Here is a 26,767-nt window from a genome sequence, read left to right on the forward strand (position 1 = left end):
AAAAAAATACCTCATAATTATTAGATTTTATGTCTAACAATTATGAGGCACTTCATTCATACAAACATTAACTATTATGCGCTTTTTGTTAAATTAATACAAAATAGATTAAAAATAAGCAAAACAAAAAGGAACTCGATTGAGCTCCTTTCAAGCATTAAGCACCATGGTATTTCACTAGTGAATATATGTCTAAATCTGGGAATTGTTCTCTTCCCTTAAGATCAGTTAATTCAATATAAAATGCTGCCCCTACTACTTCTCCGCCTAAGTTTTCGATTAATTCCTTAGCTGCGTGAAGAGTACCAGCAGTTGCCATCAAGTCATCACAGATTACAACTTTTTGACCTGGCTTAATTGCATCTTTATGCATTTCTAAGACATTAGAACCATATTCTAAATCATAAGAAGCACTTTCTACTTCGCGTGGCAACTTATGAGGCTTACGAGCTGGTACAAAACCAACTCCTAATTCTGTTGCAACAGGACAGCCAACAATAAATCCACGGGCTTCTGGTCCAACAATTACTTCTGCTCCACGACTTTTAGCATAATCAGCTAATTCATGAGTAGCAGCGCGATATAATTTCCCATCTTGCAAAATTGGGGTGATATCGCGAAAGACAATCCCCTTATTTGGAAAATCCTGTACACTTGCAATGTGTTCTTTAAAATCAATTGCCATTTAAAGAGAAACCTCCATTTTAGACTCTCATTGAAAAATTAGACCCAGCGGTCTTTGACTTGTATATTTTACCAAATTTTTGCTTTAAAATCAGGCTTAAACCGAACTTTTTAATAATTTATAACTAGTAATGATCACTTCAAATATTGTTTAACATAATTAATCAATTGATTTGATGGCATAGTTCTTAACTGATTAGTAAATTTTATCTGAGCGGCTATACTATTAAAATATTTTGAAGCAGTTAGTTTTTTACTTTCAGGGTTCTTATTTCCGATAATTTTTCCATCAGTAAATGAAACAAAATTCAATTCAAAAAATACACGTAAAATAAATAAAACAGCTTGATAATCTAAGCCAAGATAAGAAGATACAGCCTGGTAATCATCAATACTTAAGTTTGGATGTGTATAGATATATTTTAAAGTTGCACCAAAAGCATCCCTACTTGGCAAAGTATTGATTGGTAATTGATCAAATAAAAAGCGTAAATAAAGCTGCTGATACTTTTTCTCCAAAGCAATATTTAGCTCCATTTGATTGCGTGGTGTATCTAGTAAAGCCACTACTTCAGAATCTCCATTGTAATCTTTTGCTAGACTAATCTTTTCTTCTGGGATCCCTAATCCATTCCTAGCCCACGGAATAATCTTTTTATCAAAAATCAAATACTTATCAGCAAATCCCATCACATAGTCTTCTTGCCGCATATCAATTACTTGATCAAAAACAGCTAATTTTGGAGCTCCATATTCAATCCCCGCTAGCATCCCTTGAACATTCGAAATATTTTTCCAACTATTAAGAGAAAGAGTAACGTAAAGTTTTTTAATAAAAGGAAGTAATGTTTGATTTAAAAATCCCTTGTTAAAACCGACAATTGTAAGCTTCCCCGTATTTTTTTCTGCTGTAAACTTTACATGATTTTTATCTTTTCCCATTTTAAATAGACTCTTAATGTGGGGCTCACTAATACTAAAAATTGGTTCAGGATTACCTGTTCCAAATGGACCAACCAGATTAATCTCAGCTATGGTATCAGGCGTTATCTCTTTTAAGTTTAATTCGAAGTCAAAATCTTTTACTTCAAGATCAGTACTTGGTTTAAAACTATCCTCAAAGCGTACTCGTAATTCTTCGAGCTTGTCGGCTTTGAAAGATAAACCACAAGCAAAATCATGACCACCAAATTTATCTAAAAGATCCTCCTTCATTGGTTCTAACGCATTAAATAAATTAAATCCTTCGCTTGATCGGCCCGATCCCTTTAACTCACCAGCCTCATCCTTAGTAAGGACAAGAGTAGGTTTATGTAATTTTTCAACCACTTTATTTGCTACAAGCCCTAAAACACCTTCATGAAAATCGGGATTATAAATAACTAGAGTATTTCGATGCTGCCAGCCATTCTTTTCAACTTGAGCTAAACAATCCTCATAAACTTTACTTGTAAGTTCTTTTCTCTCATTATTTAATTCTTCAATCTTAGTAGCTATTTTTTCAGCTTGTTCCTCATCATCGCTTAAAAGTAATTCTACAGCCAAACTAGCATTTGACAAACGTCCCACAGCATTTAATCTTGGTGCAATATTAAAGCCAACATCTGTTGCCGTAATTTGTCCCATAATTAGACCCGCTTGTTTAATTAGAGCGCGTAATCCTGGTCGTTCAGTTTGGTTCAGAATATCTAATCCCCGTTTAACAACAATATGGCCTTCACCAGTAACTTTTACCATATCACCAATTGTTCCAATCATGGCTAAATCTAACAACTCAGGCATCGTATCTTGCATTAGTGCACGGCAAATTGTATATGCAACCCCTGCTCCACAATAATCATCAAATGGATATTTCTGGCCAGGATAATTACAGTGAACAGTACTGAAAGCTGCTGGTTTTTGATCTTGAAAAGTATGATGATCAGTTAAAATTACATCGACACCATGTTCTTGGGCGTACTTTATTTCTTCTACACCAGTTACACCATTGTCAACAGTAATAATTAATTTAGTTCCATCTTCTACTATCTCTTGATAGCGAGTCATGTTCGGTCCATAACCATCTTTAAATCTATCGGGAATAAAAAAATGAACATCGGCACCCAAAATTTCCAAAGTATCCATCATGATACTAGTTGCTGTGATCCCATCCGCATCATAATCACCATAGATGGTTATTTTTTCACCATTATCAATTGCTTGATTAATTCGATCAATTGTCTTTTCCATATCATGCATTAAAAAAGGATCAGCTAGGTCATTTTCATCTGCATTTAACCAAAAATCTATTTTTTCTGCAGTATTTATCCCTCTTAAAGCAAAAAGTTTAGCTTGAATATCAGTTAAACCATAATCCTTAATTAATCCTTCATCTAAATTATTTGCTTGTCTTTGTTGCCATTTCATTATTTTCTAGTTCACCTAAATCATCTATAAACATCTAAGTTTCTATTATAGCAAAAGTTAAAAAGGATTTACTTCCTTTCATTAAGAAGTAAATCCCTTTATTTAAGCTTGAAAACTTGAAGATTTTTGTCCGTTGCTGGTTTTTCTGCAATTAATTTTCCTCTAATTGCCCAACGATTAACCCCACCATCAGCACAGGTAATTAAAGTAACAATATTTTGCTTAGTATTATCCACTAGCCAAACTGCTGTTGGATCAACAATTTTTTTCATATATATTCGATAGACATAAATTTTATCTAGATTAGTCAAATATACTTTTTCGCCTATTTTAGTGTTTTCTAGTGGTGAAAATAATACTCCCTTAGCAGTCATATAGTGTCCAGCTAACGGATAGTTTCCCTTTCCCATCACTTGATCAGGTCTCATCGTTCCTCCACCAGTTGACATGGCATCGTCGCTTAACCCTTTCATAATTGGTAAGTACATGTTTACGCTGGGAACCGCAATCGCACCAATTGCATCCGCTGTATTATTGACACGCGATTTTGTTACTTGACCAAAGTCTATTTCCTCTACCTTAGAAAAATCAAACATTCCTTTTTTCTTTTGATTCTTTTTAACAGTTTCTTTATTCAACTTTTTTAAGGCAGTCGTTTGATTTTGTCTAACCATCATATCTCGGATCTGACTATTGAAAATCATCCCTAATCCGATAATTAATAAAATAATTGCAGCAATTCTAATGATCCAAGTTTTCTTGGAATTATTTTTCTTCGTTTGTGCCATTTTTCTATTCCTTAATTAATTGATACTGTTATAAATTCTAACACAAATTTAGAAAAAGAATATCAATTACCTTAGCGATAGATTTTACGTAGACTTTAGGTAGATTTATATTTTAATCAAAAAAAGACGCACCAAAAGCCTTGGTACGTCTATAAAGTCATGTTATTTATTTACCTTTAATGTCGTCATCGTTCATTTTTAAAACAGCCATAAATGCATCTTGAGGCACTTCTACTCTACCAACTGCTTTCATTCTCTTTTTACCACGACGCTGTTTCTCAAGCAATTTTGCACGTCGATCAGGGTCACCGGTATGAATCTTCCAAGTAACATCTTTACGATATGGTTTAATTGTTGCACGAGAAATAATTTTAGCTCCAATGGCCCCTTGAATATCAACTTCAAAGTTCTGACGCGGAATCAGTTTCTTAAGCATTGTCGTCATTTGACGAGCACGATTTTGTGCTTCTTCACGGTGTGCAATAAAGCTGAGGGCATCGATAGGTTCCTTATTAAGAAGCATATCAATCTTAACTAAGTCCGTTGCACGATAACCGGTTATTTCATAATCAAGGGATGCATAGCCCTTAGTTGAAGATTTTAATTCATCAAAGAAATCATAAATAATTTCGGCTAATGGCATATTGTAAATAACATTTACTCGATACTTATCTAAGTAATCCATAGTTACAAATTCGCCGCGCTTTCGCTGACATAATTCCATTACTGGTCCCACAAAATCATTTGGCACCATAATTTCTGCTTTAACATAAGGCTCTTGAACTTCCTTATATTCACCAGCATCAGGCAAATCAGCTGGGTTATCAATCAACTTAGTTGATCCGTCGTTCATAATAGCATGATAGTCTACACTTGGTGCGGTCATGATTAAATCCATGCCAAACTCCTGCTCGAGTCGTTCTTGAACAACGTCCATATGAAGCAATCCTAAAAATCCACACCGGAAACCAAAGCCCAAAGCTTGAGATGTTTCAGGTTCAAATTCTAAGGCAGCATCATTCAATTGTAACTTTTGAAGCGCTTCTTTCAAATCATCATACTTTTGATTGTCAACTGGATACATACCAGAGTAAACCATTGGTGGAATTTGACGATAACCTGGAAGTGGCTTTTCAGTTGGATTTTCAGCACTAGTAATGGTATCACCAACACGAGTTTCACGAACTGATTTGATGTTAGCAGTTAAATATCCTACGTCCCCAGCAATAAGCATATCTTTTTTAACTGGATGTGGGCTTGAAACACCTACTTCTGTTACTTCAAACTCTTTTCCAGTATTCATAATACGAATTTTATCGCCTGGTTTAACTGTTCCCTCTTCAATTCGAACAGATAAAACAACACCGCGATAATCATCATATTTTGAATCAAAAATCAAAGCCTTTAATGGGGCATTGAGGTCACCGTCAGGTGCAGGTACTTTTTTCACAATTTCTTCTAGTAATTCAGGAATACCTTGACCTGTTTTTCCTGACACTTCTACTGCATCCGAGGCATCAAGACCAATCATCTCTTCAATTTCGTTTTTACACATCTCGGGATCAGCTGATGGTAAATCGATCTTATTAATAACTGGTAAAATTTCCAAGTCATCATCAATAGCTAAATAAGTATTAGCCAAAGTTTGTGCTTGTACACCTTGAGTGGCATCCACTACTAACAGTGCCCCCTCACAGGCCGCTAAAGATCTTGAAACTTCATATGAAAAGTCTACGTGACCCGGGGTATCAATTAAGTGAAAGATATATGTTTCACCATCTTTAGCGTGGTATTTTACTTCTACAGAATTTAGCTTAATAGTTATACCACGTTGCCGTTCTAGTGGCATATCGTCAAGTAATTGATTTTTCATTTGACGTTCAGAAACAGTATCTGTTAATTCTAAAATACGATCTGCAATCGTTGATTTTCCATGATCAATATGGGCAACAATTGAAAAATTTCGAATATGTTTTTGATAATCTTGTAATTTTTTTATATCCATGTTCTCACCCTTTTCGCTTTATTAATTATATCAAAGGCCTACGACTAGATAAAATTCTTAATGCAACATTTTTATTGAAGTAATTATTTATTACAAAAATAAAACGCATACCTCAAGACTTATAGAGATATACGTTTTCACTTTTATTCTCCGTTTAACTTATCTTTTAAACGTTCGAAGAAATTCTTTTCTTGTGGGGAAATATTACCGCCACCAGCTTTAACGTAATCAACCAAAGCTTCCTTCTGCTTATCATTAATCTTCTTTGGAATAACTACTTTAACTGTTACTTCTTGGTCTCCATTGCCTGTACCATTTATCTTTGGTACACCTTGACCACGTAATTTAAAGTTAGTATTAGGTTGAGTTCCTGCCGGAATAGTTAAATCAACTGGACCATGAACTGTATTTACACGAATTTTATCCCCTAAAGCCGCTTGAGCAAATGAAATTGGAGCTTCAGTATAGATAGTTGTACCATTTCTTCTAAACTCTTTGCTTGGTTTAACTCTAAATACAATGTACAAGTCACCGTAAGGACCACCATTTTTTCCAGCTTCGCCTTGACCACTTAAACGAATCTGTTGTCCATTATCAATACCAGCTGGAACAGTAACTTGAAGAGTCTGCTTTTTGTCGACGGTGCCCTGACCATGGCAAGTTTGACATGGATGTTCAATAATTGTTCCGCGTCCTCCGCACTTGTCACAAGTAGTTTGTTGTTGAATAACACCAAGTGGTGTTTGACGAGTTACCGTCATTACTCCACTGCCATGACATTTATCACATGTAATTGGATGAGTACCTTTTTCAGCACCAGAGCCGTCACAAGTAGGACAAACTTCACTTCTAGTATAGGTAATATCTGTCTTTTTACCCTTGATTGCATCCATAAAGTCAATCGTCATTGTATAATCTAAATCTTGACCTTTTTGCGGTGCAGTTGGATCTACACGACTTCTGCCTCCGCCAAATGCTGAGCCAAAGATATCACCGAAAATATCGCCAAAATCACCAAAACCCTGGGATGAGTATCCACCTTGGCCACCAAAACCGCCAAAACCTTGACCACCAAAGCCACCTTGACCATTTACGCCTGCTTGGCCAAATTGATCATATTGAGCTCTTTTTTGTTTATCATGGAGAACCTCATATGCTTCGTTTACTTCTTTGTATTTTTCTTCAGCACCAGGTTCATGGTTTAAGTCTGGGTGATACTTTTTTGCTAGCTTACGATATGCCTTACTAATATCACTTTCACTAGCATTTTTATCAACACCCAGCACATCATAATAATCACGTTGTGCCATCTGAAAACTCCTTTATTCATAAAAGAAAAGAACCACAATCACGCAGTTCTTTTCTTGTTTGATTTAATTATAAAACTTTTTACTTATCAGGGTCTACCTTATGAAAGTCTCCATCAACAGTTGAACCACCTTGACCGTTGTCTGAGCCATTATCATTATTTGGTTGACCACCATTTTGTTGGCCTTGAGGGCCAGCTTGACCAGCTGCACCTTGAGCACCACCATTTTGTTGGTAAAGCTTAACAGCTAAATCTTGAGCAGCCTTTGATAAAGCTTCTTTCTTTTCTTTCATTTCATCCAAGTTATTGTCTTTTTGAGCCTTCTTCAAAGCATCTAAAGCATCTTGAACATTCTTAGTTTCAGTTTCAGGAACTTTACCCTTAGTTTCCTTTAAAGTCTTTTCAGTAGTAAAGATTAATTGATCTACTTCGTTACGTAAATCAACTTCTTCTTTACGCTTTTTATCTTCTTCAGCATGCTCTTCAGCATCCTTTTGCATCTTCTTGATTTCTTCATCTGATAAACCAGAAGAACTCTTAATAGTAATCTTCTGTTCCTTACCAGTACCCATATCCTTAGCAGATACGTTTACAATACCGTTCTTATCGATATCGAAAGTAACTTGAATTTGTGGAACACCACGTGGTGCTGGTGGAATATCAGTTAATTCAAAGCGTCCTAACGTCTTGTCATCAGCTGCCATTGGACGTTCACCTTGTAAAACATGAACATCTACTGCTGGTTGGTTATCAGCTGCAGTTGAGAAGATTTGGCTCTTTGAAGTTGGAATAGTAGTGTTTCTGTCAATTAACTTAGTGAAGACACCCCCCATAGTTTCAATACCAAGTGACAATGGGGTAACATCAAGTAAAACAATGTCCTTAACATCACCTGAGATAACACCACCTTGAATTGCTGCACCTAAAGCAACAGCTTCATCAGGGTTAATTGAGTGGTCAGGTTCTTTTCCAGCCCAATCCTTAACAGCCTTTTGAACTGCAGGAATACGAGTTGAACCACCATTTAAAATAACTTTATCAATATCATTTACAGTCAAACCTGCATCACTTAAAGCATTATCAAATGCTACCTTAGTCTTTTGAACTAAATCATCAGTTAATTCATCAAACTTAGCACGAGTTAAATCAGCTTCAAGGTGAAGTGGACCAGCTTCTCCAGCAGAAATAAATGGAAGTGAAATATGAGTTGAGGAAACACCAGATAAGTCTTTCTTAGCCTTTTCTGCAGCATCCTTTAAACGTTGTAATGCCATCTTATCGTTAGATAAGTCAACACCATTTTCTTCCTTAAAGTTTTGGATTAACCAATCCATAATTCTTTGGTCAAAGTCGTCACCACCAAGGTGAGTATCACCATTAGTTGACAATACTTGGAAGACTCCATCACCTAATTGCAAGATAGAAACATCGAAAGTACCACCACCAAGGTCGTATACTAATACTTTTTCATCATTTTCATCTTTATCAAGACCATATGCTAAAGCTGAAGCAGTTGGTTCATTGATAATTCTTTGAACATTTAAGCCAGCAATTTTACCAGCATCTTTAGTAGCTTGACGTTGTGCGTCATTGAAATAAGCAGGAACAGTAATAACCGCGTCAGTTACCTTTTCACCCAAATAATCTTCAGAGAACTTCTTAATGTATTGCAAAATGAAAGCTGAAATTTCTTGTGGAGTGTATTCCTTATCGCCAACTTTAACTTTGTAGCCTTCTTCACCCATATGACTCTTGATTGAAACAATAGTGTTAGGGTTAGTGATTGCTTGACGCTTAGCTACTTCTCCAACTTGAATTTCACCATTTTTAAAAGCAACTACAGAAGGAGTTGTACGGTTACCTTCTGGGTTAGTAATAATTTTAGGTTCTTTACCTTCAAGTACGGCAACAGCAGAGTTAGTCGTACCTAAGTCAATACCAATAACTTTTGACATATATGGAACTTCCTTTCTTATTGAGCCACTACAACCATTGCTGGTCTTAATGTTCTATCTTTATATTGATATCCTTTTTGTAAAACTTTAACTACGCGATCTTTTTGTTCATCATTTTCTGCTGCTACAGTTTGAACAGCTTGATGAAGAGAAGGATCAAAAGTTTCGCCCTCGGCTTTAATTTCAGTAATTCCTTGATCTTTCATTGATTTAACTAATGAATCAAGAGTCATCTGCACGCCCTTTTGGAGTTGCTTAGCAGCTTCATCATCGGCTTTAACAGCTAATGCTCGCTCCAAGTTATCCATTGCTGGCAAAACTTCTTTAGCTAAGCTTTGAGACTCATATTTTATTAACTGAGCACGTTCTTTTGCATAGCGTGCTTGCATATTTTGAATCTCAGCTTCACTACGTAAGTATTTATCTTCAAGATCCTTATTTTTAGCAGTTAATTCAGCAATTTCTTTTTCATAATTCTCTACTGGATTTTCCTTAACTTCCTCTTTCGGAGCTGCTTTTGGATCTTTTTTTGGTGCCTTATCTGGGGTCACCTCGTCCTTTAAATCTTTTTCATGCGGAAACTCTTCTTTACTCACAGCTAACCTCCTTACTTAAATCTACCATAATAATCTAACAATTTCTTTGCTAGTTCATTCCTAAAATACTCGAGTAATCCGATCATCTGCGAGTATGGCATGTTTGTTGGCCCTAGTAGTGCAATTGTTCCTTTACCATATTTACCAACACTATATTGTGCAGTTAACAAACTATAATTTTCAAGTAAATCAGATGGTAATTCTGAACCTAATTTAACCTGAACTTTAGAACTAGAATCATTTTTCAGTTCATCTTCAGGATTAAAACCAATTAAACTTGAAAGTGCATCATTTTGATCAATTAACTTATAAAGTGATTTTATCTTGGTTAAATCATCATTTTCATAATTACTCAAAAGATTAATTTGACCATCAACATACATTTGCTCACTAGCCGCATCTTTAATGACATCTTGTAAGAGATCTAATATTTCCGGTGCAGATCCTCGAGCAATAAGATGATCAGCAATTCGCTTGAGTAATACTTCATTAATTGAACTAAGTGATTTTCCAACTAATTGATCATTAATCAATCGAACAGCTTTTTCAATTTCTTCCCCGTTAGTGTGGTGAGGCAAAGTATAAATTTGATTCTTTACATTACCATCATCAGTTACTAAAATGGCCATTACTTGATGACTAGATAGAGGAACAATTCTAAAACCTGTAACTTTTACAGAATGGGTTTCAGGTCCTGCTGCAAAAGCTGTATAGTTAGTCAAATCAGATAAAATCTTTGCAGCTTCCTGCACAATTTCATTAACTTGTTGAAAGGGTTGGTCTAACTGGTAAACAATTCGATTATAGACAGATGCTGGTATTTTTACTGGATTAATTAAATGATCCAAGTAGTATCGATAGCCAGCAGTAGAAGGAATTCGTCCACTTGAAGAGTGTGTCTTTTCAAGTAGCCCTTTCTCTTCCAAAACCGCCATTTCATTTCGAACCGTTGCACTTGAGACCTTGACAGGCAGTTGATTCATCACGGTCTTGGAACCTACTGGCTCATGTGTCTGAGTAAAGTCCATAATAATAGTCTTTAAAATAAGTTCTTGCCGTTCAGTCAACATTTTCTCGCCCCCATCATTAGCACTCTTCTTTCTTCTGTGCTAACAATTTATATAATACCATATACTAGCAATTGTGCAAGTAGAGTGCTAAAACAATTTGATTTTTAACAAAAAAAGCAAGTACTAAGTACTTGCTCAAATTTATTTAATCGGTAGTCTGATTACAGTTTTTACACGATCTACTCTAGTTCTTCGCGGATCACTTAAATATATTTCATGATGATAGCGTGGATTTTTTATATCAATTTGATAATTTTCTGACTTAACAAATTTATGCATATTTTCAATTGTCATCGGTTCATCATCATAACTACCAATATGCATTTGCTGGACACATAGTCCTTCGTTATATTTGAAAAATTTTACTTTCGAGAAATCTTTTTTATTCTTTTCACTAGCGATTTTAACTGCCCAATCCAACTCTTTAGGAGTAACAAAGTCGGGTAAATGAATCATTGAAATCCAAGAAAAGTTTTCTTTATGAGAGTAGTCGATTTTGGAATCACCTTTCATCCACCAGAGACCTTCAAGAGGTGGAACAACAAAATCAAAATAACCTGGGATTTTGTGTTCTCCCTTTTTATTCATTTTAATTGTATAAGCGACACTATACAGCATTTCTAGAGCATTTTTATATGTTCCATCTTCTTTATTTGGATCCCCACTTCCTGAAACTGCTAGATAATTCATTTCAGGAACAGTTATTAATTCAGGTTTCTTTTTTGGGAAATATAAATCTTTATATTCTTTTTTATAATAAAATACCAGTTTTTTCCTTTAATTATTTTGCTTTTACATCTCCTAATTTTATTCGTTTATCTGCAACCTGACTAATAAAATACTTATCATGTTCAATTAAGAGCATGGCTGGTTGTTCTTTTCTTAACATGCTAATTAACTGATCCTGGTTAAACACGTCTAAATAATTAGCTGGCTCATCCCATAAATATATATCTGCTTCTTCCACCAATGATTTGGCAATCGCCACTCTTTTTTGCTGTCCCATACTCATTTCTTCAATTTTTGTGGCAAAGCTTTCTCTCGGAAAACCCATTTTTCTAAGAATATTTAATAGATTTTCATAAGATATTTTTTCTTTTTCTGCAAACTGAGATAAAGTACCAGAATATTCAATAAAATTTTGTGATAAATATGATATCTTTAAGCCTTTAACAATATCAAGTTTTCCTTGAGAAATCACATTTTTATCTGGTTTTAAAATATTTTTCAAAAATGTAGACTTTCCAGATCCATTTTTTCCTTCTAGCGCTACAATCCCATGATTTTTAATAGTTAAATTTAAATCTTCAAACAATTTCTTATTTTGAACTGTAAGATCTAAATGCTGCGCTTCTAATAGAGTTCCATGATAGTTGGGATGAAAGTTCATTTCTAATTCAGGAATAGACTCAATATTTGTCATTAAGCCTTTTTTATCTTGAATACTCTTATCCATTCTTCTTTCAAGATTCTTCGATCTTTTCATTATTTTAGCCGCTTTATGACCAAAGAATCCCTTATCAATATTTGCATGCATTTCATTTTTATGAGCGCTTGCTTTTTTATTGTTTTCTGATTGAAGAGAATATCCTTTTACTCGCTTTCTACTTTCGTTCAAACTTCTAATTTGACCTTGAAGTTTTTCATTCTTATCTTGATTAAACTTATCTCGCTTTGTCTTTGTATCTTCATAACTGGCAAAATTTCCTTGATACAAATGAATTTCGGTATTTTCAATTGCTAAGATATGATTTGTTACTTGATTTAAGAAAGCACGATCGTGACTCACCACAATGTAGCCATTAGAATGTTGTTGTAAATAAGCTATAACCTGCATTCTGGAATCTTCATCTAAATGATTAGTTGGCTCATCGATTAAAGGAAAACCATTTTTATTAATAAAAGATAGTGCCAACAAAATTTTAGTCTGTTCTCCGCCACTTAAAGAATCAAAAGGCTGCCAAATAAGTTCAGAATCAACTTTCATTAAATTTAATTCACGTTCAAGCTCCCACTGTTCAAATGAAATTTGTTCTTGCAGCGCATATAAAGTTAATTTTTTTTTATCATTAACAGTAAGCGGAAAATAGTTAAAATCAAGTTTAGCTTGTATCTTTCCTGTTCCCCTTAAATTACCTCGTAAAAGATTTAAGAAGGTTGTCTTTCCCCTTCCGTTTCTTCCTACTAAACCTAATTTCCAACTACTATCCAAGTCTAAATTTAAATTATTAAATATATTATCTGAGCTATCTGGATATCTAAAAGAAAGATTTGAAATATTAATATTACTCATATTAATCACCTCACGAAAAAAGCCTACACTTTTGACAAGTGTAGACTTTATCCTAGTTAGGCAAAAAAAGGAAGATCCCCGTCTACGTTCCATCTTGTCAAAAGTGCACAGTTGTTCTTATAAAAGAAAAATAATTATTAAAATTCAACTATGCTATTTTGCAAGATTAAAAACGCAATGGCGTAACCTTCTTTCAAATATTAAATTTCAATTGATAAAAATATTCTATCACATAGATTATATAAAAACAAGCCTAATATTAGTTTTCTAACTCATAAAAATATTGTTTAATATCACGCTTATCCTGATCTAATTGATGTGAAAGTTCTTCTATACCAGAAAACTTTTTATTTTTACGAATAAATTTATACCAGGCTAAAGTTAGCGGCTCACCATAGGCTTCTTCATCAAAATCAAAAATATTAGTTTCAATTGTCAAACCATGATTTGTTTTGAAAGTTTCATTATAGCCAACGCTAGTCATAGCATCATGCCATTTTCCATTTATCTTTGCTCTAGTTGCATAAACTCCCTCAGCTGGTAAAACTTTAGAGCCAGAGATTTCAAGATTAGCAGTTGGAAAGCCAATTTTATGTCCACGTCTGAAGCCGTGAACAATAACACCAGAAGTTTCATAAGGCTGGCCAAGTAACTCAGCTGCTAGTTCTACATTTCCATGCTGAATAGCTTTTCTAATATAAGTAGATCCCACTTTTATTTTATCTATTGCTTGTTTTGGCTCCACTACAATTTTAAATCTATCTTTAGCAAATTGAGGTAGATTTTCTACATTAGCAATATCTTTGGGGCCATAAGTATAATCAAAACCAACTACTACTGTATTAGCTTTGAGTTTTATTACCACCTGATCAACAAAATCTTGAGGTGTAAGCTGGCTAAATTCTTTAGTAAATTTAATAATCACTAAGTAATCTACTCCCAGCTTCTCCATTTTACGCTCTTTTTCTTGCTCAGTTTCTAAATAGACAAATTTATGATCGTTTTTATAAATTTCTTTAGGATGTTTATCAAAAGTCATTACCATTAATGGTAAGTTCTTTTGTTCCGCTATTAGTTTAGCATCTTTAATGAGTTTTTGATGTCCAATATGCACCCCATCAAAAAAACCTAGCGTTAAGATTACCTTTTTAGTCGTGATAGGTGCAGAAATAGGATAATCTAAGGTTATTACTTTCATTTTTTACTCTCACTATTCATTTTTTAAAAGCATCATTTCAGGACGATAAATTTTACCTTGTCGTTGATAAATAGCTTTTATATGTCCATTATAAACCAAAGCTACCTTAGCATAAGTGGTATTCAATTTAATGCTTGCTCCATTTGAAACTCTTTTAAACTGATCTGGTGATATTTGAAGTTGGGGTAAATCTACGAAAAAGCTATCAATTGGTTGAAGCCATTTTTCAGGATAATCTATTTCTTTTTCAATAGTTTCTAGATTCACCGCTTGACTTAAATCAAAACCTGAACTGCTAGTTCTAGTAAGACTGGTCATTACAGCTGGCACTCCCAATTCCTCTCCCAAATCATTTACTAGGGATCGTACATAGGTTCCTTTAGAACAGCGAATAGCAAAATTAAAACTTTCAGTTTTTTCTAGTGGATCATATTCTGGATCTTGAGTTAATTCATAACTATAAATGTTTACTTTTCTTTTCGGACGTTCTACTGGGATATTTTCTCGAGCATATTCATAAAGTCTTTTACCATTAACACGGACCGCAGAATATATTGGAGGAACTTGATCAATCATTCCAGTAAGTTTCTTCATTCCACTAATAATTTCATCACTTGTAAATGGAGTAACTATCTTTTCTTCTGCAGTGGTTGTTCCATCTAAATCATAGCTATCAGTTGCTTTACCAAACATTCCACTTCCAATATATGACTTTGGTTTTTCATGCATCAATTCAATTAGCTTTGTGGCTTGGCCAATTGCAATCGGTAATACCCCATTTACTTCTGGATCCAGCGTACCTGCATGTCCAATTTTTCTAATTTGTAAAATTTTTCGTAATTTATAAACACAGTCACTACTGGTTACTCCGCGTGGCTTATTTACTACTACAATTCCATTTAGCATTATTTAATCTCCAAAATAAAAGACGCCTTTCGGCGTCTTTTTCATTTATTTATTTTTATTCTCGCGTTCTTGATCTTGCTTCTTGACTTGATTAATTAACTTATCAATCTTAGAACCATAAGCAACAGAAGTATCACGCTTAAAAATCAACTCAGGAACCTTGTAAACAGTTAAAGTTTGACCAAGCAAGTGACGCATCATACCTTTTGCTTTATCAAGTCCTTCAGCTACTTCTTTTTCCTTTGCTGGATCATCTGTCAACATACTGTAGTAAACAGTCGCATATGATAAATCATTTGTACATTCTACAGCTGTGATAGTGACATCATTTAAACGTGGATCACGAATATCTTTACGTAATATCTTTGTCAATTCACGTAAAATTTCGCCTTCTACACGACCAATTCTATGTTTCATAATTAAGCTCCTTTTTGTGAAAAAAGATGCCTATTTAACAGGTACCTCTTGCATCTCGTAGGCCTCAAGTTGATCGTCAACTTTAATGTCATTAAAGTTTTCAATTGTGATACCACAATCAAATCCTTGCTTAACTTCCTTAACGTCATCCTTGAAACGCTTTAGAGACGCAACTTTTCCATCATATTTAACAATACCATCACGAATTACACGAATACCTGAATCTCTAGTAACATATCCGTTATCAACAAAGGCACCAGCAATTGTACCAATCTTAGATACCTTCCAAGTTTCACGAACAGTTAAGTTACCAGTAACTTTTTCTTCGTATGTAGGTTCAAGCATACCCTTCATTGCAGCTTCTACATCATCCATAACCTTGTAAATAATGTTATATAGACGAATATCTACACCTTCAGAATCTGCTTGACTCTTAGCAGTATTAGTTGGTCGAACATTGAAACCAACAATAAATGCATTTGAAGCACCAGCTAAAGTAACATCAGATTCATTAATGGCACCAACACCAGAGTGAATAATGTTAACTCTTACACCTTCAACTTCGATCTTTTCAAGAGATTGTTGCAATGCTTCTGCTGAACCTTGAACGTCAGCCTTAAGAACAATGTCAACTTCCTTCATGTTCTCTTTCTTCATTGTATCAAACAAGTTGTCTAAAGTAACATGTTGGACATTTTCACGTTGTTTTTCTAAGGCATTCTTAGCACGTTGTTCACCAACGCTTCTAGCAGTCTTTTCATCATCAAAGACAACCAATTTATCAGCTGCTTCTGGAACATCATTTAAACCGGTAATTTCTACAGGAGTAGATGGGGTAGCCTCCTTCACTCTACGGCCCTTATCATTAGTCATAACACGAACACGGCCAAATGTATCACCAACAACAATTGGATCTCCAACCTTTAATGTACCTTGTTGAACTAAAATATCTGCTACTGAACCACGGCCCTTATCAAGACGAGCTTCAACTACAGTACCAATTGCCTTTTGATCTGGATCAGCCTTAAGTTCCATGACATCAGCTTGAAGTAAAATCATTTGCAAGAGCTCTTCAACATTTTTCCCAGTCTTAGCAGAGATCTTAACAAAGATTGTATCTCCACCCCAATCTTCAGGAACTAAACCATATTTCATCAGTTGTTCCATAACATGATCAGGATTTGCGCCTGGCTTATCAATCTTATTTACAGCAACAATAATCGGAACACCGGCACTCTTAGCATGGTCAATAGCTTCAACTGTTTGTGGCATTACACCATCATCAGCTGCCACTACTAAAATAACGATGTCAGTAATTTCAGCACCACGTGCACGCATATTTGAGAAAGCGGCATGTCCTGGAGTATCTAAGAAAGTAATTAAACGATCATCGATTCTTACTTGATAAGCACCTATTCTCTGAGTAATACCACCGGCTTCGTGTTCAGAAACGTTAGTGTGACGTAATCTATCAAGTAAAGTAGTCTTACCGTGGTCAACGTGACCCATAATTGTTACAACTGGTGGACGTTTTTCTTGATGCTTAGAAGCTTTAGATTCTTCCATTTCCTTAGTGTATAAAGTATCAATATCAGAGATATCTTCATGCACTTTTTCTTCAGCTTCAATACCATATTCAGCTGCTAAAAGCTCAATAGTATCCTTATCTAAAGATTGGTTTTGGTTAGTCATAACGCCTAACATAAATAGCTTCTTAACAATTTCTGCAGGCTCTCTATGAAGAAGTTTTCCTAAATCTTGAGCATTCATGCCTTCTTCATAAACTAATGTTTCTGGCAATGGACGTTCCTTTCTTTGAGTTGGTTGCTTCTTGACCTCTTTACTCTGATTGATACGCTTGTTCTTTTTATTTCTACGACGACGTGCTTTATCTGAATGTTCGCTTCTTTCACGTTCATAATCTGGCACTTCACGTTTCTTACGAGTAAAGTCTTTCTTACGAGTTGGCTTTGTTTCTTCTTTTTGAGGAGCAGGTACAACTGGAGCGATAGGTTCTACCTTTTTTACAGTAGGTCTCTTAGCCTTATTTCTAGCCGGCGATGGTTTAATAATCTTTGGACCAACTGGTTTTTGTGAAGCTTGAACACGAGCTTTTACAGCTGCAGCTCCTTCGAGTTTTTCTTCTTTTGGCTTACGAGTATTTTCCACTTTTTTAACCTTTGATCTCTGAGGATTTTGTTCTTGATGCCATTTACGGCGGGAAGCCTCAGTCTGAGCATTTAATTCACTAGCTTCGGCTCTTTGTTTTTTCTTAAATTTATTTAATAAATCACGTGCTGCTGGTTTAGCAGAAGTTGTCTTTTTATCTTCATTCTCACGTCGATTATTTTGTTGTTTTTTAAAGTTATTATTTCTGTGCTTATTATTTCCGTGACGATTATCATGTTCATTTTTATTATCACGACGACGAATTGCACCCACAGAAACTTTTATTTTAGATTTTTCTTTACGACTTGAATTTTTAGAATCCTTTTCAGTAGATGGCGTAGTATTAGTAGACTTCAAACTATCTACTAACTTAGAAACTTGCTTATCATCTAGGGAGGACATGTGGCTCTTTACATCAAAACCCAAATCTTGTGCCTTTTTTACAACAATTTTGTTTTCAATGTCTAATTCTTTCGCTACTTCATAAATACGTTTTTTAGCCATCAAATCACACTCCTTCGTTTAAATTCTTTATCATTGCTTTGCTGAAACCGGAATCCGTAACAGAAACTAATTTTCTTTCTTTTCCAAGGGCCTGTGTTATCTCAGCACTAGAAAAAGTGTCTACTAGTTTGACATCTTTTTTTCTTATAAGGAAATTCAGTTTATCTTTAGTATTTTGACTTACATCATTTCCAATAAAAATTAATTTTGCTTGATTTTTGCTTAAAGATATTTTTACTGCATCAAATCCCGTTGCTAACTTTCCAGCTTTTTGCGCTAATCCAAGTAAATTTAAAGTTTTTTGTTTGTTTTGCAAAATTACTTATCACCAAACAATTCTTTTCTTGCTTTTTGATGATCAACATATGCATAAAGATCATCATAAAAATCAGCTGAAACTTTAACACCTAAGCTTTTTTCTAAAACTTGATTTTTTTGTGCTTCAGCAATTTTATCAGGTTCTAAGGATACATATGCACCTCTACCTGATTTCTTTCCAGTCGGATCAACCGAAATATTTTTATCCTTATCAACAACTACTCGCACCAATTCCTTTTTTGGTTGCATAGTATTTGTTAACAAGTCTTTACGCATTGGAATTTTTCTTTTCTTCAAAGAAAGTCACCTATTCCTCATCTTTATCTGCATCATCAGTTAATGCTTAATTAACGTCTTCTCCATTTGGAAACTTATCGCTTGGATCGTCTTCAATTTGTTCAGCAATAGATTCTGGTGTTTCTTCATTTGAGACATTATCATTTGTAGTCTCTTGATCTGCTTCAACATCATCACCTTCAGAATCAACAAATTCAACTTGTGATTCAGGTTTAATGTCAATCTTATAGCCAGTTAAGCGAGCAGCAAGGCGTACATTTTGACCACGTTTACCAATGGCCAGTGACAATTGGTAATCAGGTACAATTACCAAAGCATTCTTATCATCTTCATCCCCGCTAAATTGAACTGCAATTACTTCTGCTGGATTCAAAGCATTGGCAATAAAATCAGATGGATTATCTTCATATTTTACAACATCAATATTTTCTCCACCCAATTCATTAACGATGTTTTGAACACGAGCTCCCTTTGGTCCTACTAAGGTACCGACTGGATCGATATCAGAATCATTACTCTTAACTGCAATCTTGGTTCTATCGCCTGCTTCACGAGCAATGGATACAATCTCAACAGTTCCATCATAAACTTCTGGTACTTCTTGTTCAAAAAGACGTTTTACTAAATCAGGTGCTGTTCTAGAAACTGTTATTTGTGCTCCCTTTGAATCAGACCCTACTCTAGTCACCAAGACACGAACTTTATCTTGAGGATTGTAAGTTTCACCTGGTAGTTGATCATTATGCGGCATTACAGCCTCTACATTTCCAATCTTCACATAAACGAAGCGATTGTCACGTCTTTCAACTGTACCAGTAACAATTTCATCTTTATATTGAGAGTACTCACTAATAATATGTTCTCTTTCAGCTTCGCGTAAACGTTGCATAATAACTTGCTTAGCAGTTTGAGCAGCTAAACGTCCGAAGTCTTTAGGAGTTACTTCAAAACGAATTTCGTCACCAACTTCGTAAGCACGGTTAATTTCAAGAGCATCTTTCAAACTTACTTCGAGACGACTATCTTGAACTTCATCAACTACAGTCTTAATTGCATTAACTTTGAAGTTGCCTTTCTTTTCATCAAAAACAACTTCTACATTTTGAGCTTGGTTATAATTTTTCTTATATGCAGCTACTAAAGCAGCCTTAATCGCATCAACAATAACTTCTTGTTTAATGCCTTTTTCTTTTTCTAAGGTTGCAAAGGCTTCCACCATTTCTTTAGACATAAGTTTTTGATCATCCTTTCTAAAATTCAACTGCAAAGCGACTAGAAGCAATCACCTTTCTAGGGATTGTGATGTCTTTGCGTCGTGTTTTGATCTTTACTTCTAAGACGATCTGATCTTGATTGAGATCTTTTAAAGTACCTTCAAAAGTCTTTTCACCATCAATTTTTTGATAAAGACTAACATGAATGTAGGATCCCTTGGCACGTTCCCAATCTTTTTCATTCTTAATTGGACGCTCTAAACCAGGAGATGAAAGCTCTAAAATATACGGTTCAGGAAAAGGATCAGGATCTAATTTATCTAGTTTTTCTGATACCAATTCACTTAAATTTGCGATCTCTTCAATATCAATTCCGCCTGGGCGACGATCAACATAAATGCGAAGATAATATTGCTTCTTTTCCTTTACATATTCAACATCGACCAGTTCATCGCCTCTTGCTTCGGCTAAAGGCGTAACTACGTCTGCCACCAATTCGGTAACTTTTGTCAAATCTCTTCCTCCGTAATAAAAAGAGTGAGCATTACTGCTCACTCGAATTTGCTATTCGAACTCCGTTTTTAGAATAGCATATTTACTGCAATTTGTAAATTATCCCACTAAAATAGTGACAATTGATTCTGATCAGGCATTCCTTCAAGAACACCATTATTTTCAAAATACTCCATAATTGTTTGTGATACTTTGCCGCGAGTGGCAAGATCTTCTTTTGAAAGAAATTTCTGTTCCGCACGTGCAGCTACAATTTGCTTTGCAGCATTGTCACCTAACCCAGGAACAGCATTAAATGGTGCTAAAATTGTATGGTCATCAATAATCTTAAAGTCTGTGGCTTCAGATTCGTTTACATCTACCATCTTAATCTTTATTCCACGCTCTAAACATTCATTTGCAATTTCAAGTACAGTAAGTAATGACTTATCTTTTGCAGAAACATCCATTCCCTTATCCTGAATTTCTTTCATTGCAGCTTTAACTGTATTCTTGCCGTGACTCATTGCTACCAAATCAAACAAATCAGCACGAACAGAGAAGTAAGAAGCATAATAAATTACTGGATAATATACTTTAAACCAAGCAATTCTAAGTGCCATCAGGATATAGGCTGTAGCATGGGCTTTAGGGAACATATACTTAATCTTAAGACATGAAGGAATGTACCAATCAGGAATCTTATCGTTCTTTTTCAAGATTTCCATATTTTCATCGCTAATTCCTCTACCATGTCGTACAGATTCCATTGTAAAGAAAGCAACTTCTGGTTTTACACCCCAGTGAATCAAGTCCATCATGATATTGTCACGACAACCAATTACATTCTTCAACTTACAAGTCCCATTATTAATTAAGTCTTCTGCATTTCCTAACCATACATCAGTACCGTGAGATAAACCTGAAATTTGCAATAATTCTGAGAAAGTAGTTGGTTTTGTTTCTTCAAGCATCCCTCTAACAAACTTTGTACCGAATTCTGGTACACCAAGTGTTCCCGTTTTTGATTGGATTTGTTCAGGGGTAACACCTAAAATTTCAGGACTTGAGAAGAGAGACATTACTCCCGGATCATCAGGAGGAATAGTTAACGGATCAACTCCGGATAGATCCTGTAGCATTCTGATCATGGTAGGATCATCGTGACCCAGAATATCAAATTTCAAAATATTATCATGGATAGAATGGAAATCAAAGTGAGTTGTAAGCCAAGCTGCACTTAAATCATCTGCTGGATATTGGACTGGAGTAAAGTCATAAATATCCATGTCATCGGGTACTACAACAATACCTGCTGGGTGTTGTCCAGTTGTTCTTTTTACTCCAGAAGCACCGGCTGCTAGACGATCAAGCTCGGCATTTCTTAAATGTAGTTCATTTTCATCTTCATAATGCTTAACATACCCATAAGCAGTCTTATCAGCAACGGTCGCAATCGTCCCCGCTCTAAATGAATTGTCTGGACCAAACATAACTCGAATGTAGTTATGAGCTACTGGTTGATAGTCTCCAGAGAAGTTTAAATCGATATCCGGCACCTTATCTCCATGGAATCCTAAGAAAGTAGCAAACGGAATATCTTGCCCATCTTTAACTAATAGAGTTCCACATTTTGGACACTCTTTGTCAGGTAAATCATAGCCTGACCCATATTCTCCATTCTCAAAGAATTTAGAATACTTACAATTCGGACAACGATAGTGAGGAGCCAAAGGATTTACTTCAGTAATTCCAGACATCGTCGCTACTAAACTAGAACCAACTGACCCACGTGACCCTACTAAATATCCGTCTTTATTTGATTTGGCAACAAGCCTTTGAGAAATTAAGTAAATAACTGCATATCCGTTTGAAATAATAGAATTCAATTCAAGCTCAATTCTATCTTCTACAATCTTTGGTAAAGGTTTTCCGTATAATTCGTAAGCTTTATTATAGGTTAAATCCTTCATTTCTTGATCCGCATTTTCAATATGCGGTGGATATAGTCCACTTTTAATCGGAGCAATTTCCTCAATTTGATCGGCTAATTTATTGGTATTATCAATTACAATTTCTTTAGCTACATCTTCACCCAAAAAGCTAAATGCATCAAGCATTTCCTGCGTTGAATAAAAATGTAAATCCGGTAAATTCTTATTGCGATTAGGATTTCCCTTTTGAGCCGCTAATAAAATTTTACGATAAATTGCTTCATGCGGTTCAACATAGTGCGAGTCACTAGTAGCTACGACTGGTTTATTTAGCTCTTTACCTAATTTATAAATATTTTGAATAATTTCATGCAGCTCGTCTTCATCTTTAATTAGATCATCTTCAATTAAGGTTTGATAAGCTGCTGGCGGTTGGACTTCAAGATAATCATAAAAACGTGCTTTTTCACGAGCTTCATCATATCCTTTTTGCATCATTGAAATGAATACATCGCCTTGCCAGCATCCACTACCAAATAATAAACCTTTATGATATTTTCTTAATTCCGACTTTGGAGTACGTGGAATACGATAGAAATATTTAGTACTTGCAAGCGATACAAGCTTGTACATATTTTTTAGCCCTTCTTGATTTAGAGCAAGAACACTCATATGACTTGGCTTAGCTCGCTTATAAACTTGCCCATATTTAGCATAGTCATTCATTTTGCCTAAATCTGCTTCATGAAAACGTTCATTAAAAGCATCTAGCAATTTAAACATTAAATATCCTGTAGCTTCGGCATCTTGATTAGCGCGGTGGTGATGTTCAAGAACAACATTGTATTTCTTAGCTAAAGAATCAAGAGTGTGGCGAGTTTGTTCAGGATGCAAAAGTCTTGAAACTTCAAGCGTGTCAACAACAGGTTGCGTAATTTCTTCTAGACCTGCACGGCGTAAAGCCGCATTTACAAACCCAACATCAAATTGAACATTATGTCCACAGAGAGGACAATCACCATAAAATTCTTTAAATTTCTTAATTACATCTTTTTCATCATCAGCTGCACCAACCATTTCATCAGTAATTGATGTTAAGTTAATCGTTGTATCACTTAAGGGATGGTGGGGATTGATAAACTCATCGAATCTTTCCAGTACTTCTCCATTTTTCATTTTTACCGCACCGATTTCAATAATGGTGTCGTAAACAGAAGATAGTCCTGTTGTTTCAACGTCGAAAATCACATATTCACGATCTCGATAATCCATTTCAGTAGGATTAAGGACAAGCAAAGCATGATCATCAATCATATTGGCCTCATAGCCATATAAAATTTTCATTTTTTCGCTTGCACCAGTATGATAAGCTTCTGGGAAAGATTGCACATCTGCATGATCCGTAATTGCAATTGCCTTTTGACCAAATTTTTTGGCAGTTTTGATAAAGTCACTAGCCGTACTAGTTGCGTCCAATTGACTCATATTTGTATGAAGATGCAATTCTACACGCTTTTTCTCTCCTTCATACTTTTCTTCTCGACCCTTATGTTCAATTAATTCTAGGTTTCGAATATTAAAAACAACGTCATGTTGATATTGATCATCAGCTGCATAACCTTGCATTCTAGCCCAAACACCAGGTTTAATTCCCTTTAGATAATCAATTTGATCTTTGTCAGAAACAAATTTTTTAAAGCTAATTGAATCTGTATAGTCAGTAATCTCACCAGTAAAAATTATACTTCCAGATTTTAATTCATGAATATCAGTATTAAAAATATGGCCTTCAATAGCTACGTTTCCACTGCCATCTTCCAAGTCTTTAATTTGAATAAATTTAGCTTTTTTATCGACCTTTTTGTTGCCCATTCTTGTGCTCTTAACAGGCATTTTTTTCTTAGGTTCTGCCGGTTGTTTTTCATAGAATTCTTGCATAGCAGACTCATGCTGAGCCTGCTCTTGTTCTAGACTTCTTAAATTTTCATCAATATTAGTTTCATCAACTTTCGTTGTAAACTTAATATTGAAGAAACCATAGCGTCTGAATTCTTTATTTAGTTCTGCTAAAACTTGTTCTGAAAGCAAGCCATTTACTACTTGGTTTTGAGTTGGAATTAGCCATTTTTCTTTTTCTAAATGAGGAGCTTGTCCTTGTAAAAATTCCCGAACAGCTGGTTTTAGGTTAGTTGAATTCTGAATGGCATAAGTCCAATAGGCCGGTAGTTTTTTACTACTTCCATCGCGTGTTTGAACTAATAATTCAACATTCACAAATGGTTCAAAAGTCTCATGAATAAGTTCATTAAGAGAGCGATAAGTTTCAAAATCTAATGGTGTATCAAAAAAAACGTGGATTTTCCACTTTCTTTCATTAGCGTATACATCCACGTTTTCAATTTCACCATTTTGGACAATATCGTTATCTTCAAACTTATCAGGAAACTTGATTTGATCTAATAGTTTTTTGAAAAGTTCGTTCTTTTTTGTCACAAAAATTATCCTAACTCTTTTGTAATCACAGCATCCAAATCAGAAATATTAACTTCAGTAGCCTTTTCATCCATTGGACGCTTTACTTCTACAATACCATCTTTTGCTTTTCGACCGATTGTAATTCTTAATGGTGCTCCGACTAAATCAGCATCATTAAATTTAACACCTGGTCGTTCATTTCTATCATCGTATAAAACATCATACTTGGCTGAAAGTTCTTTTTCAAGTTTTTCAGCTAATTCAGTTTGAGTTTCATCCTTCATTTTCATTTGAATTAAATGAATGGCAAATGGAGCAATTTCTTTTGGCCATGCGATTCCATTTTCAGTTAAGTGTTGTTCAACTGCAGCTGACAGCATTCTGGTTACCCCAATTCCATAGGAGCCCATGATTACTGGCTTAGCTTTACCATTATTATCTAAGAAATCAGCACCCATAGTATCAGTATAGTAAGTACCTAATTTAAAGATATGACCAACTTCAATACTAGTAGTAAATTTCAATGGTAAATGATCAACTGGATCTGGTTCTCCTTCGTTTGCCGTACGAATATCCGCAAATTCGTCAACTTTAAAGTCGCGATCTAAATTAGCATTTTGATATTGATAGTCGGTTTCATTTGCACCTACAACTACATTGTACAAATCTTTAACTGTTTCATCCGCAATAATCTTATCAGCCCAGTCAGCATTGATTGGTCCAACGCCGCCCTTTTCTGAACCAGTAATTTCTACTAATTCATCAGCATTTGCAGTTCTAACTTCATCTGCATCTAAGATATGACCTAATTTAACTTCGTTAATTTCCTTATCACCACGGATAAGAACTAAGACCTTTTGGTCATCTGCAATGTATAAGATACTCTTAACAATTCTAGTTGAAGGAACTTTAAGAAAATCAGCTAACTTTTCAATTGTATCCATTCCTGGAGTAGCTACTTTAGCCAGGTCTTTTGCTTCTTCTGGTTCTTGTTTAAAAGTATCAATACTTTTAGCCATTTCAAGATTAGCAGCGTAAGTGCCTTTTTCATTAGTAGCAATTGTATCTTCACCAATTGCAGCAGGAGCTTGAAATTCAGTTGAGTTCTTTCCACCCATTGTACCTGAATCTGCAATAACCGGGTGAACAGTAACACCAGCACGATTAAAGATCTTTAAATATGCGGATTTTTGATCATCGAATTGTTCATCTAATTGTTCACGAGTTGCTGCAAAGCTGTAGCCATCTAACATGACAAATTCTCTACCACGAAGCAAACCGAAACGTGGACGATTTTCATCACGGAATTTAGTTTGAATTTGATATAGAGCAAGTGGCATTTGCTTGTAACTCTTTAAGTTCTTAGCAACAATTTCAGTGAAGGTTTCCTCATGTGTTGGTCCAAGCAAACTTTCACGTCCATGTCGGTCTTGAAGCTTAAACATTTCTGCGCCATATTTTTTATAACGACCAGATTCTTGCCAAAGGGTTGCAGGCAAGAGATGAGGCATGATCATTTCAGGTACATTAATATTATCCATTTCTTCTTCAATAATATTTTCCGCCTTACGTAGGACGCGGTAACCCAAAGGTAAGTATGCATAAACCCCGGCAGTTACTTGACGGATATAGCCACCTCTAAGCATTAATTGGTGACTTTTTGCTACAGCATCAGAAGGTGCCTCTTTTAACGTTGGCATAAAAAATTTTGATTGACGCATTTATTCCTCCAAAAAT

The 26,767-nt window shown here is 35.1% G+C and carries 20 protein-coding genes; all 20 read right to left on the reverse strand.

The annotated features are described in order from the left end of the window. Positions 1-157: 157 nt before the first annotated feature. The 20 genes from CP370_RS03215 to CP370_RS03310 all read right to left on the reverse strand — a co-directional run bounded on the left by CP370_RS03215 (position 158) and on the right by CP370_RS03310 (position 26,751). The gene (locus tag CP370_RS03215) at positions 158-685 is read right to left on the reverse strand and encodes an adenine phosphoribosyltransferase (RefSeq protein WP_087284661.1); all 528 of its coding nucleotides are present in this window, start codon (positions 683-685) and stop codon (positions 158-160) included. A gap of 134 nt (positions 686-819) precedes the next feature. Beyond that, on the reverse strand, positions 820-3,090 hold the full coding sequence (gene recJ / locus CP370_RS03220) for a single-stranded-DNA-specific exonuclease RecJ (protein WP_087713085.1): 2,271 nt from the start codon (positions 3,088-3,090) through the stop codon (positions 820-822). Positions 3,091-3,188: 98 nt separating this feature from the next. Continuing rightward, positions 3,189-3,878: a class A sortase gene (locus CP370_RS03225; protein ID WP_087284665.1), complete on the reverse strand. Its 690-nt coding sequence runs from the start codon at positions 3,876-3,878 to the stop codon at positions 3,189-3,191. A gap of 166 nt (positions 3,879-4,044) precedes the next feature. Then, a complete protein-coding gene (gene lepA, locus CP370_RS03230; RefSeq protein ID WP_087713086.1) occupies positions 4,045-5,883 on the reverse strand; it encodes a translation elongation factor 4 in 1,839 nt (612 codons plus the stop codon). A gap of 143 nt (positions 5,884-6,026) precedes the next feature. After that, positions 6,027-7,193 carry a molecular chaperone DnaJ gene (gene dnaJ, locus CP370_RS03235; RefSeq protein ID WP_004897148.1) on the reverse strand — a complete coding sequence of 389 codons (1,167 nt, stop codon included), beginning with the start codon at positions 7,191-7,193 and terminating at the stop codon, positions 6,027-6,029. Between the two features lie 79 nt (positions 7,194-7,272). Continuing rightward, on the reverse strand, positions 7,273-9,147 hold the full coding sequence (gene dnaK, locus CP370_RS03240; protein ID WP_087713087.1) for a molecular chaperone DnaK: 1,875 nt from the start codon (positions 9,145-9,147) through the stop codon (positions 7,273-7,275). 17 nt (positions 9,148-9,164) lie between these two features. Continuing rightward, positions 9,165-9,743 carry a nucleotide exchange factor GrpE gene (gene grpE / locus CP370_RS03245; RefSeq protein WP_086875012.1) on the reverse strand — a complete coding sequence of 193 codons (579 nt, stop codon included), beginning with the start codon at positions 9,741-9,743 and terminating at the stop codon, positions 9,165-9,167. Between the two features lie 11 nt (positions 9,744-9,754). After that, positions 9,755-10,813, reverse strand: a complete 1,059-nt coding sequence (gene hrcA, locus CP370_RS03250; protein ID WP_012845970.1) for a heat-inducible transcriptional repressor HrcA — start codon at positions 10,811-10,813, stop codon at positions 9,755-9,757. Between the two features lie 141 nt (positions 10,814-10,954). Next, positions 10,955-11,581 carry a GyrI-like domain-containing protein gene (locus CP370_RS03255; RefSeq protein WP_087713088.1) on the reverse strand — a complete coding sequence of 209 codons (627 nt, stop codon included), beginning with the start codon at positions 11,579-11,581 and terminating at the stop codon, positions 10,955-10,957. A gap of 13 nt (positions 11,582-11,594) precedes the next feature. Then, positions 11,595-13,106, reverse strand: a complete 1,512-nt coding sequence (gene abc-f, locus CP370_RS03260) for a ribosomal protection-like ABC-F family protein (protein WP_087713089.1) — start codon at positions 13,104-13,106, stop codon at positions 11,595-11,597. Between the two features lie 259 nt (positions 13,107-13,365). Continuing rightward, the gene (gene ribF / locus CP370_RS03265) at positions 13,366-14,304 is read right to left on the reverse strand and encodes a riboflavin biosynthesis protein RibF (RefSeq protein ID WP_087713090.1); all 939 of its coding nucleotides are present in this window, start codon (positions 14,302-14,304) and stop codon (positions 13,366-13,368) included. 12 nt (positions 14,305-14,316) lie between these two features. Next, positions 14,317-15,210 carry a tRNA pseudouridine(55) synthase TruB gene (gene truB, locus CP370_RS03270; RefSeq protein ID WP_087713091.1) on the reverse strand — a complete coding sequence of 298 codons (894 nt, stop codon included), beginning with the start codon at positions 15,208-15,210 and terminating at the stop codon, positions 14,317-14,319. Between the two features lie 45 nt (positions 15,211-15,255). Further along, positions 15,256-15,627, reverse strand: coding sequence for a ribosome-binding factor A (locus CP370_RS03275; RefSeq protein ID WP_004895256.1), 372 nt, complete (start codon positions 15,625-15,627; stop codon positions 15,256-15,258). Between the two features lie 30 nt (positions 15,628-15,657). Continuing rightward, on the reverse strand, positions 15,658-18,300 hold the full coding sequence (gene infB / locus CP370_RS03280) for a translation initiation factor IF-2 (protein ID WP_012845964.1): 2,643 nt from the start codon (positions 18,298-18,300) through the stop codon (positions 15,658-15,660). Between the two features lie 4 nt (positions 18,301-18,304). Beyond that, complete coding sequence (locus tag CP370_RS03285; protein ID WP_004897130.1) at positions 18,305-18,616, reverse strand: ribosomal L7Ae/L30e/S12e/Gadd45 family protein; 312 nt, start codon at positions 18,614-18,616, stop codon at positions 18,305-18,307. Between the two features lie 2 nt (positions 18,617-18,618). Then, positions 18,619-18,915, reverse strand: a complete 297-nt coding sequence (gene rnpM / locus CP370_RS03290) for an RNase P modulator RnpM (RefSeq protein ID WP_003649028.1) — start codon at positions 18,913-18,915, stop codon at positions 18,619-18,621. Positions 18,916-18,961: 46 nt separating this feature from the next. Then, complete coding sequence (nusA, locus tag CP370_RS03295; protein WP_087284753.1) at positions 18,962-20,146, reverse strand: transcription termination factor NusA; 1,185 nt, start codon at positions 20,144-20,146, stop codon at positions 18,962-18,964. A gap of 19 nt (positions 20,147-20,165) precedes the next feature. Beyond that, positions 20,166-20,642, reverse strand: coding sequence for a ribosome maturation factor RimP (gene rimP, locus CP370_RS03300; RefSeq protein WP_087284674.1), 477 nt, complete (start codon positions 20,640-20,642; stop codon positions 20,166-20,168). Between the two features lie 107 nt (positions 20,643-20,749). After that, positions 20,750-25,048, reverse strand: a complete 4,299-nt coding sequence (locus CP370_RS03305; protein WP_087713092.1) for a PolC-type DNA polymerase III — start codon at positions 25,046-25,048, stop codon at positions 20,750-20,752. A gap of 5 nt (positions 25,049-25,053) precedes the next feature. Next, positions 25,054-26,751: a proline--tRNA ligase gene (locus tag CP370_RS03310; RefSeq protein ID WP_014567311.1), complete on the reverse strand. Its 1,698-nt coding sequence runs from the start codon at positions 26,749-26,751 to the stop codon at positions 25,054-25,056. Positions 26,752-26,767 lie beyond the last annotated feature (16 nt).

Origin of the sequence: Lactobacillus sp. UMNPBX19, from assembly GCF_002553805.1 — a bacterium.
GTDB lineage: Bacteria > Bacillota > Bacilli > Lactobacillales > Lactobacillaceae > Lactobacillus.

Coding starts and splice junctions, on each gene's coding strand:
- ribF (WP_087713090.1), bottom strand. CDS start 14,304: ATGAAAGTAATAACCTTAGATTATCCTATTTCTGCACCTATCACGACT.
- hrcA (WP_012845970.1), bottom strand. CDS start 10,813: ATGTTGACTGAACGGCAAGAACTTATTTTAAAGACTATTATTATGGAC.
- CP370_RS03275 (WP_004895256.1), bottom strand. CDS start 15,627: ATGAAACATAGAATTGGTCGTGTAGAAGGCGAAATTTTACGTGAATTG.
- CP370_RS03215 (WP_087284661.1), bottom strand. CDS start 685: ATGGCAATTGATTTTAAAGAACACATTGCAAGTGTACAGGATTTTCCA.
- CP370_RS03310 (WP_014567311.1), bottom strand. CDS start 26,751: ATGCGTCAATCAAAATTTTTTATGCCAACGTTAAAAGAGGCACCTTCT.
- CP370_RS03225 (WP_087284665.1), bottom strand. CDS start 3,878: ATGGCACAAACGAAGAAAAATAATTCCAAGAAAACTTGGATCATTAGA.
- lepA (WP_087713086.1), bottom strand. CDS start 5,883: ATGGATATAAAAAAATTACAAGATTATCAAAAACATATTCGAAATTTT.
- abc-f (WP_087713089.1), bottom strand. CDS start 13,106: ATGAGTAATATTAATATTTCAAATCTTTCTTTTAGATATCCAGATAGC.
- recJ (WP_087713085.1), bottom strand. CDS start 3,090: ATGAAATGGCAACAAAGACAAGCAAATAATTTAGATGAAGGATTAATT.
- dnaJ (WP_004897148.1), bottom strand. CDS start 7,193: ATGGCACAACGTGATTATTATGATGTGCTGGGTGTTGATAAAAATGCT.
- nusA (WP_087284753.1), bottom strand. CDS start 20,146: ATGTCTAAAGAAATGGTGGAAGCCTTTGCAACCTTAGAAAAAGAAAAA.
- truB (WP_087713091.1), bottom strand. CDS start 15,210: ATGCTAAATGGAATTGTAGTAGTAAATAAGCCACGCGGAGTAACCAGT.
- dnaK (WP_087713087.1), bottom strand. CDS start 9,147: ATGTCAAAAGTTATTGGTATTGACTTAGGTACGACTAACTCTGCTGTT.
- infB (WP_012845964.1), bottom strand. CDS start 18,300: ATGGCTAAAAAACGTATTTATGAAGTAGCGAAAGAATTAGACATTGAA.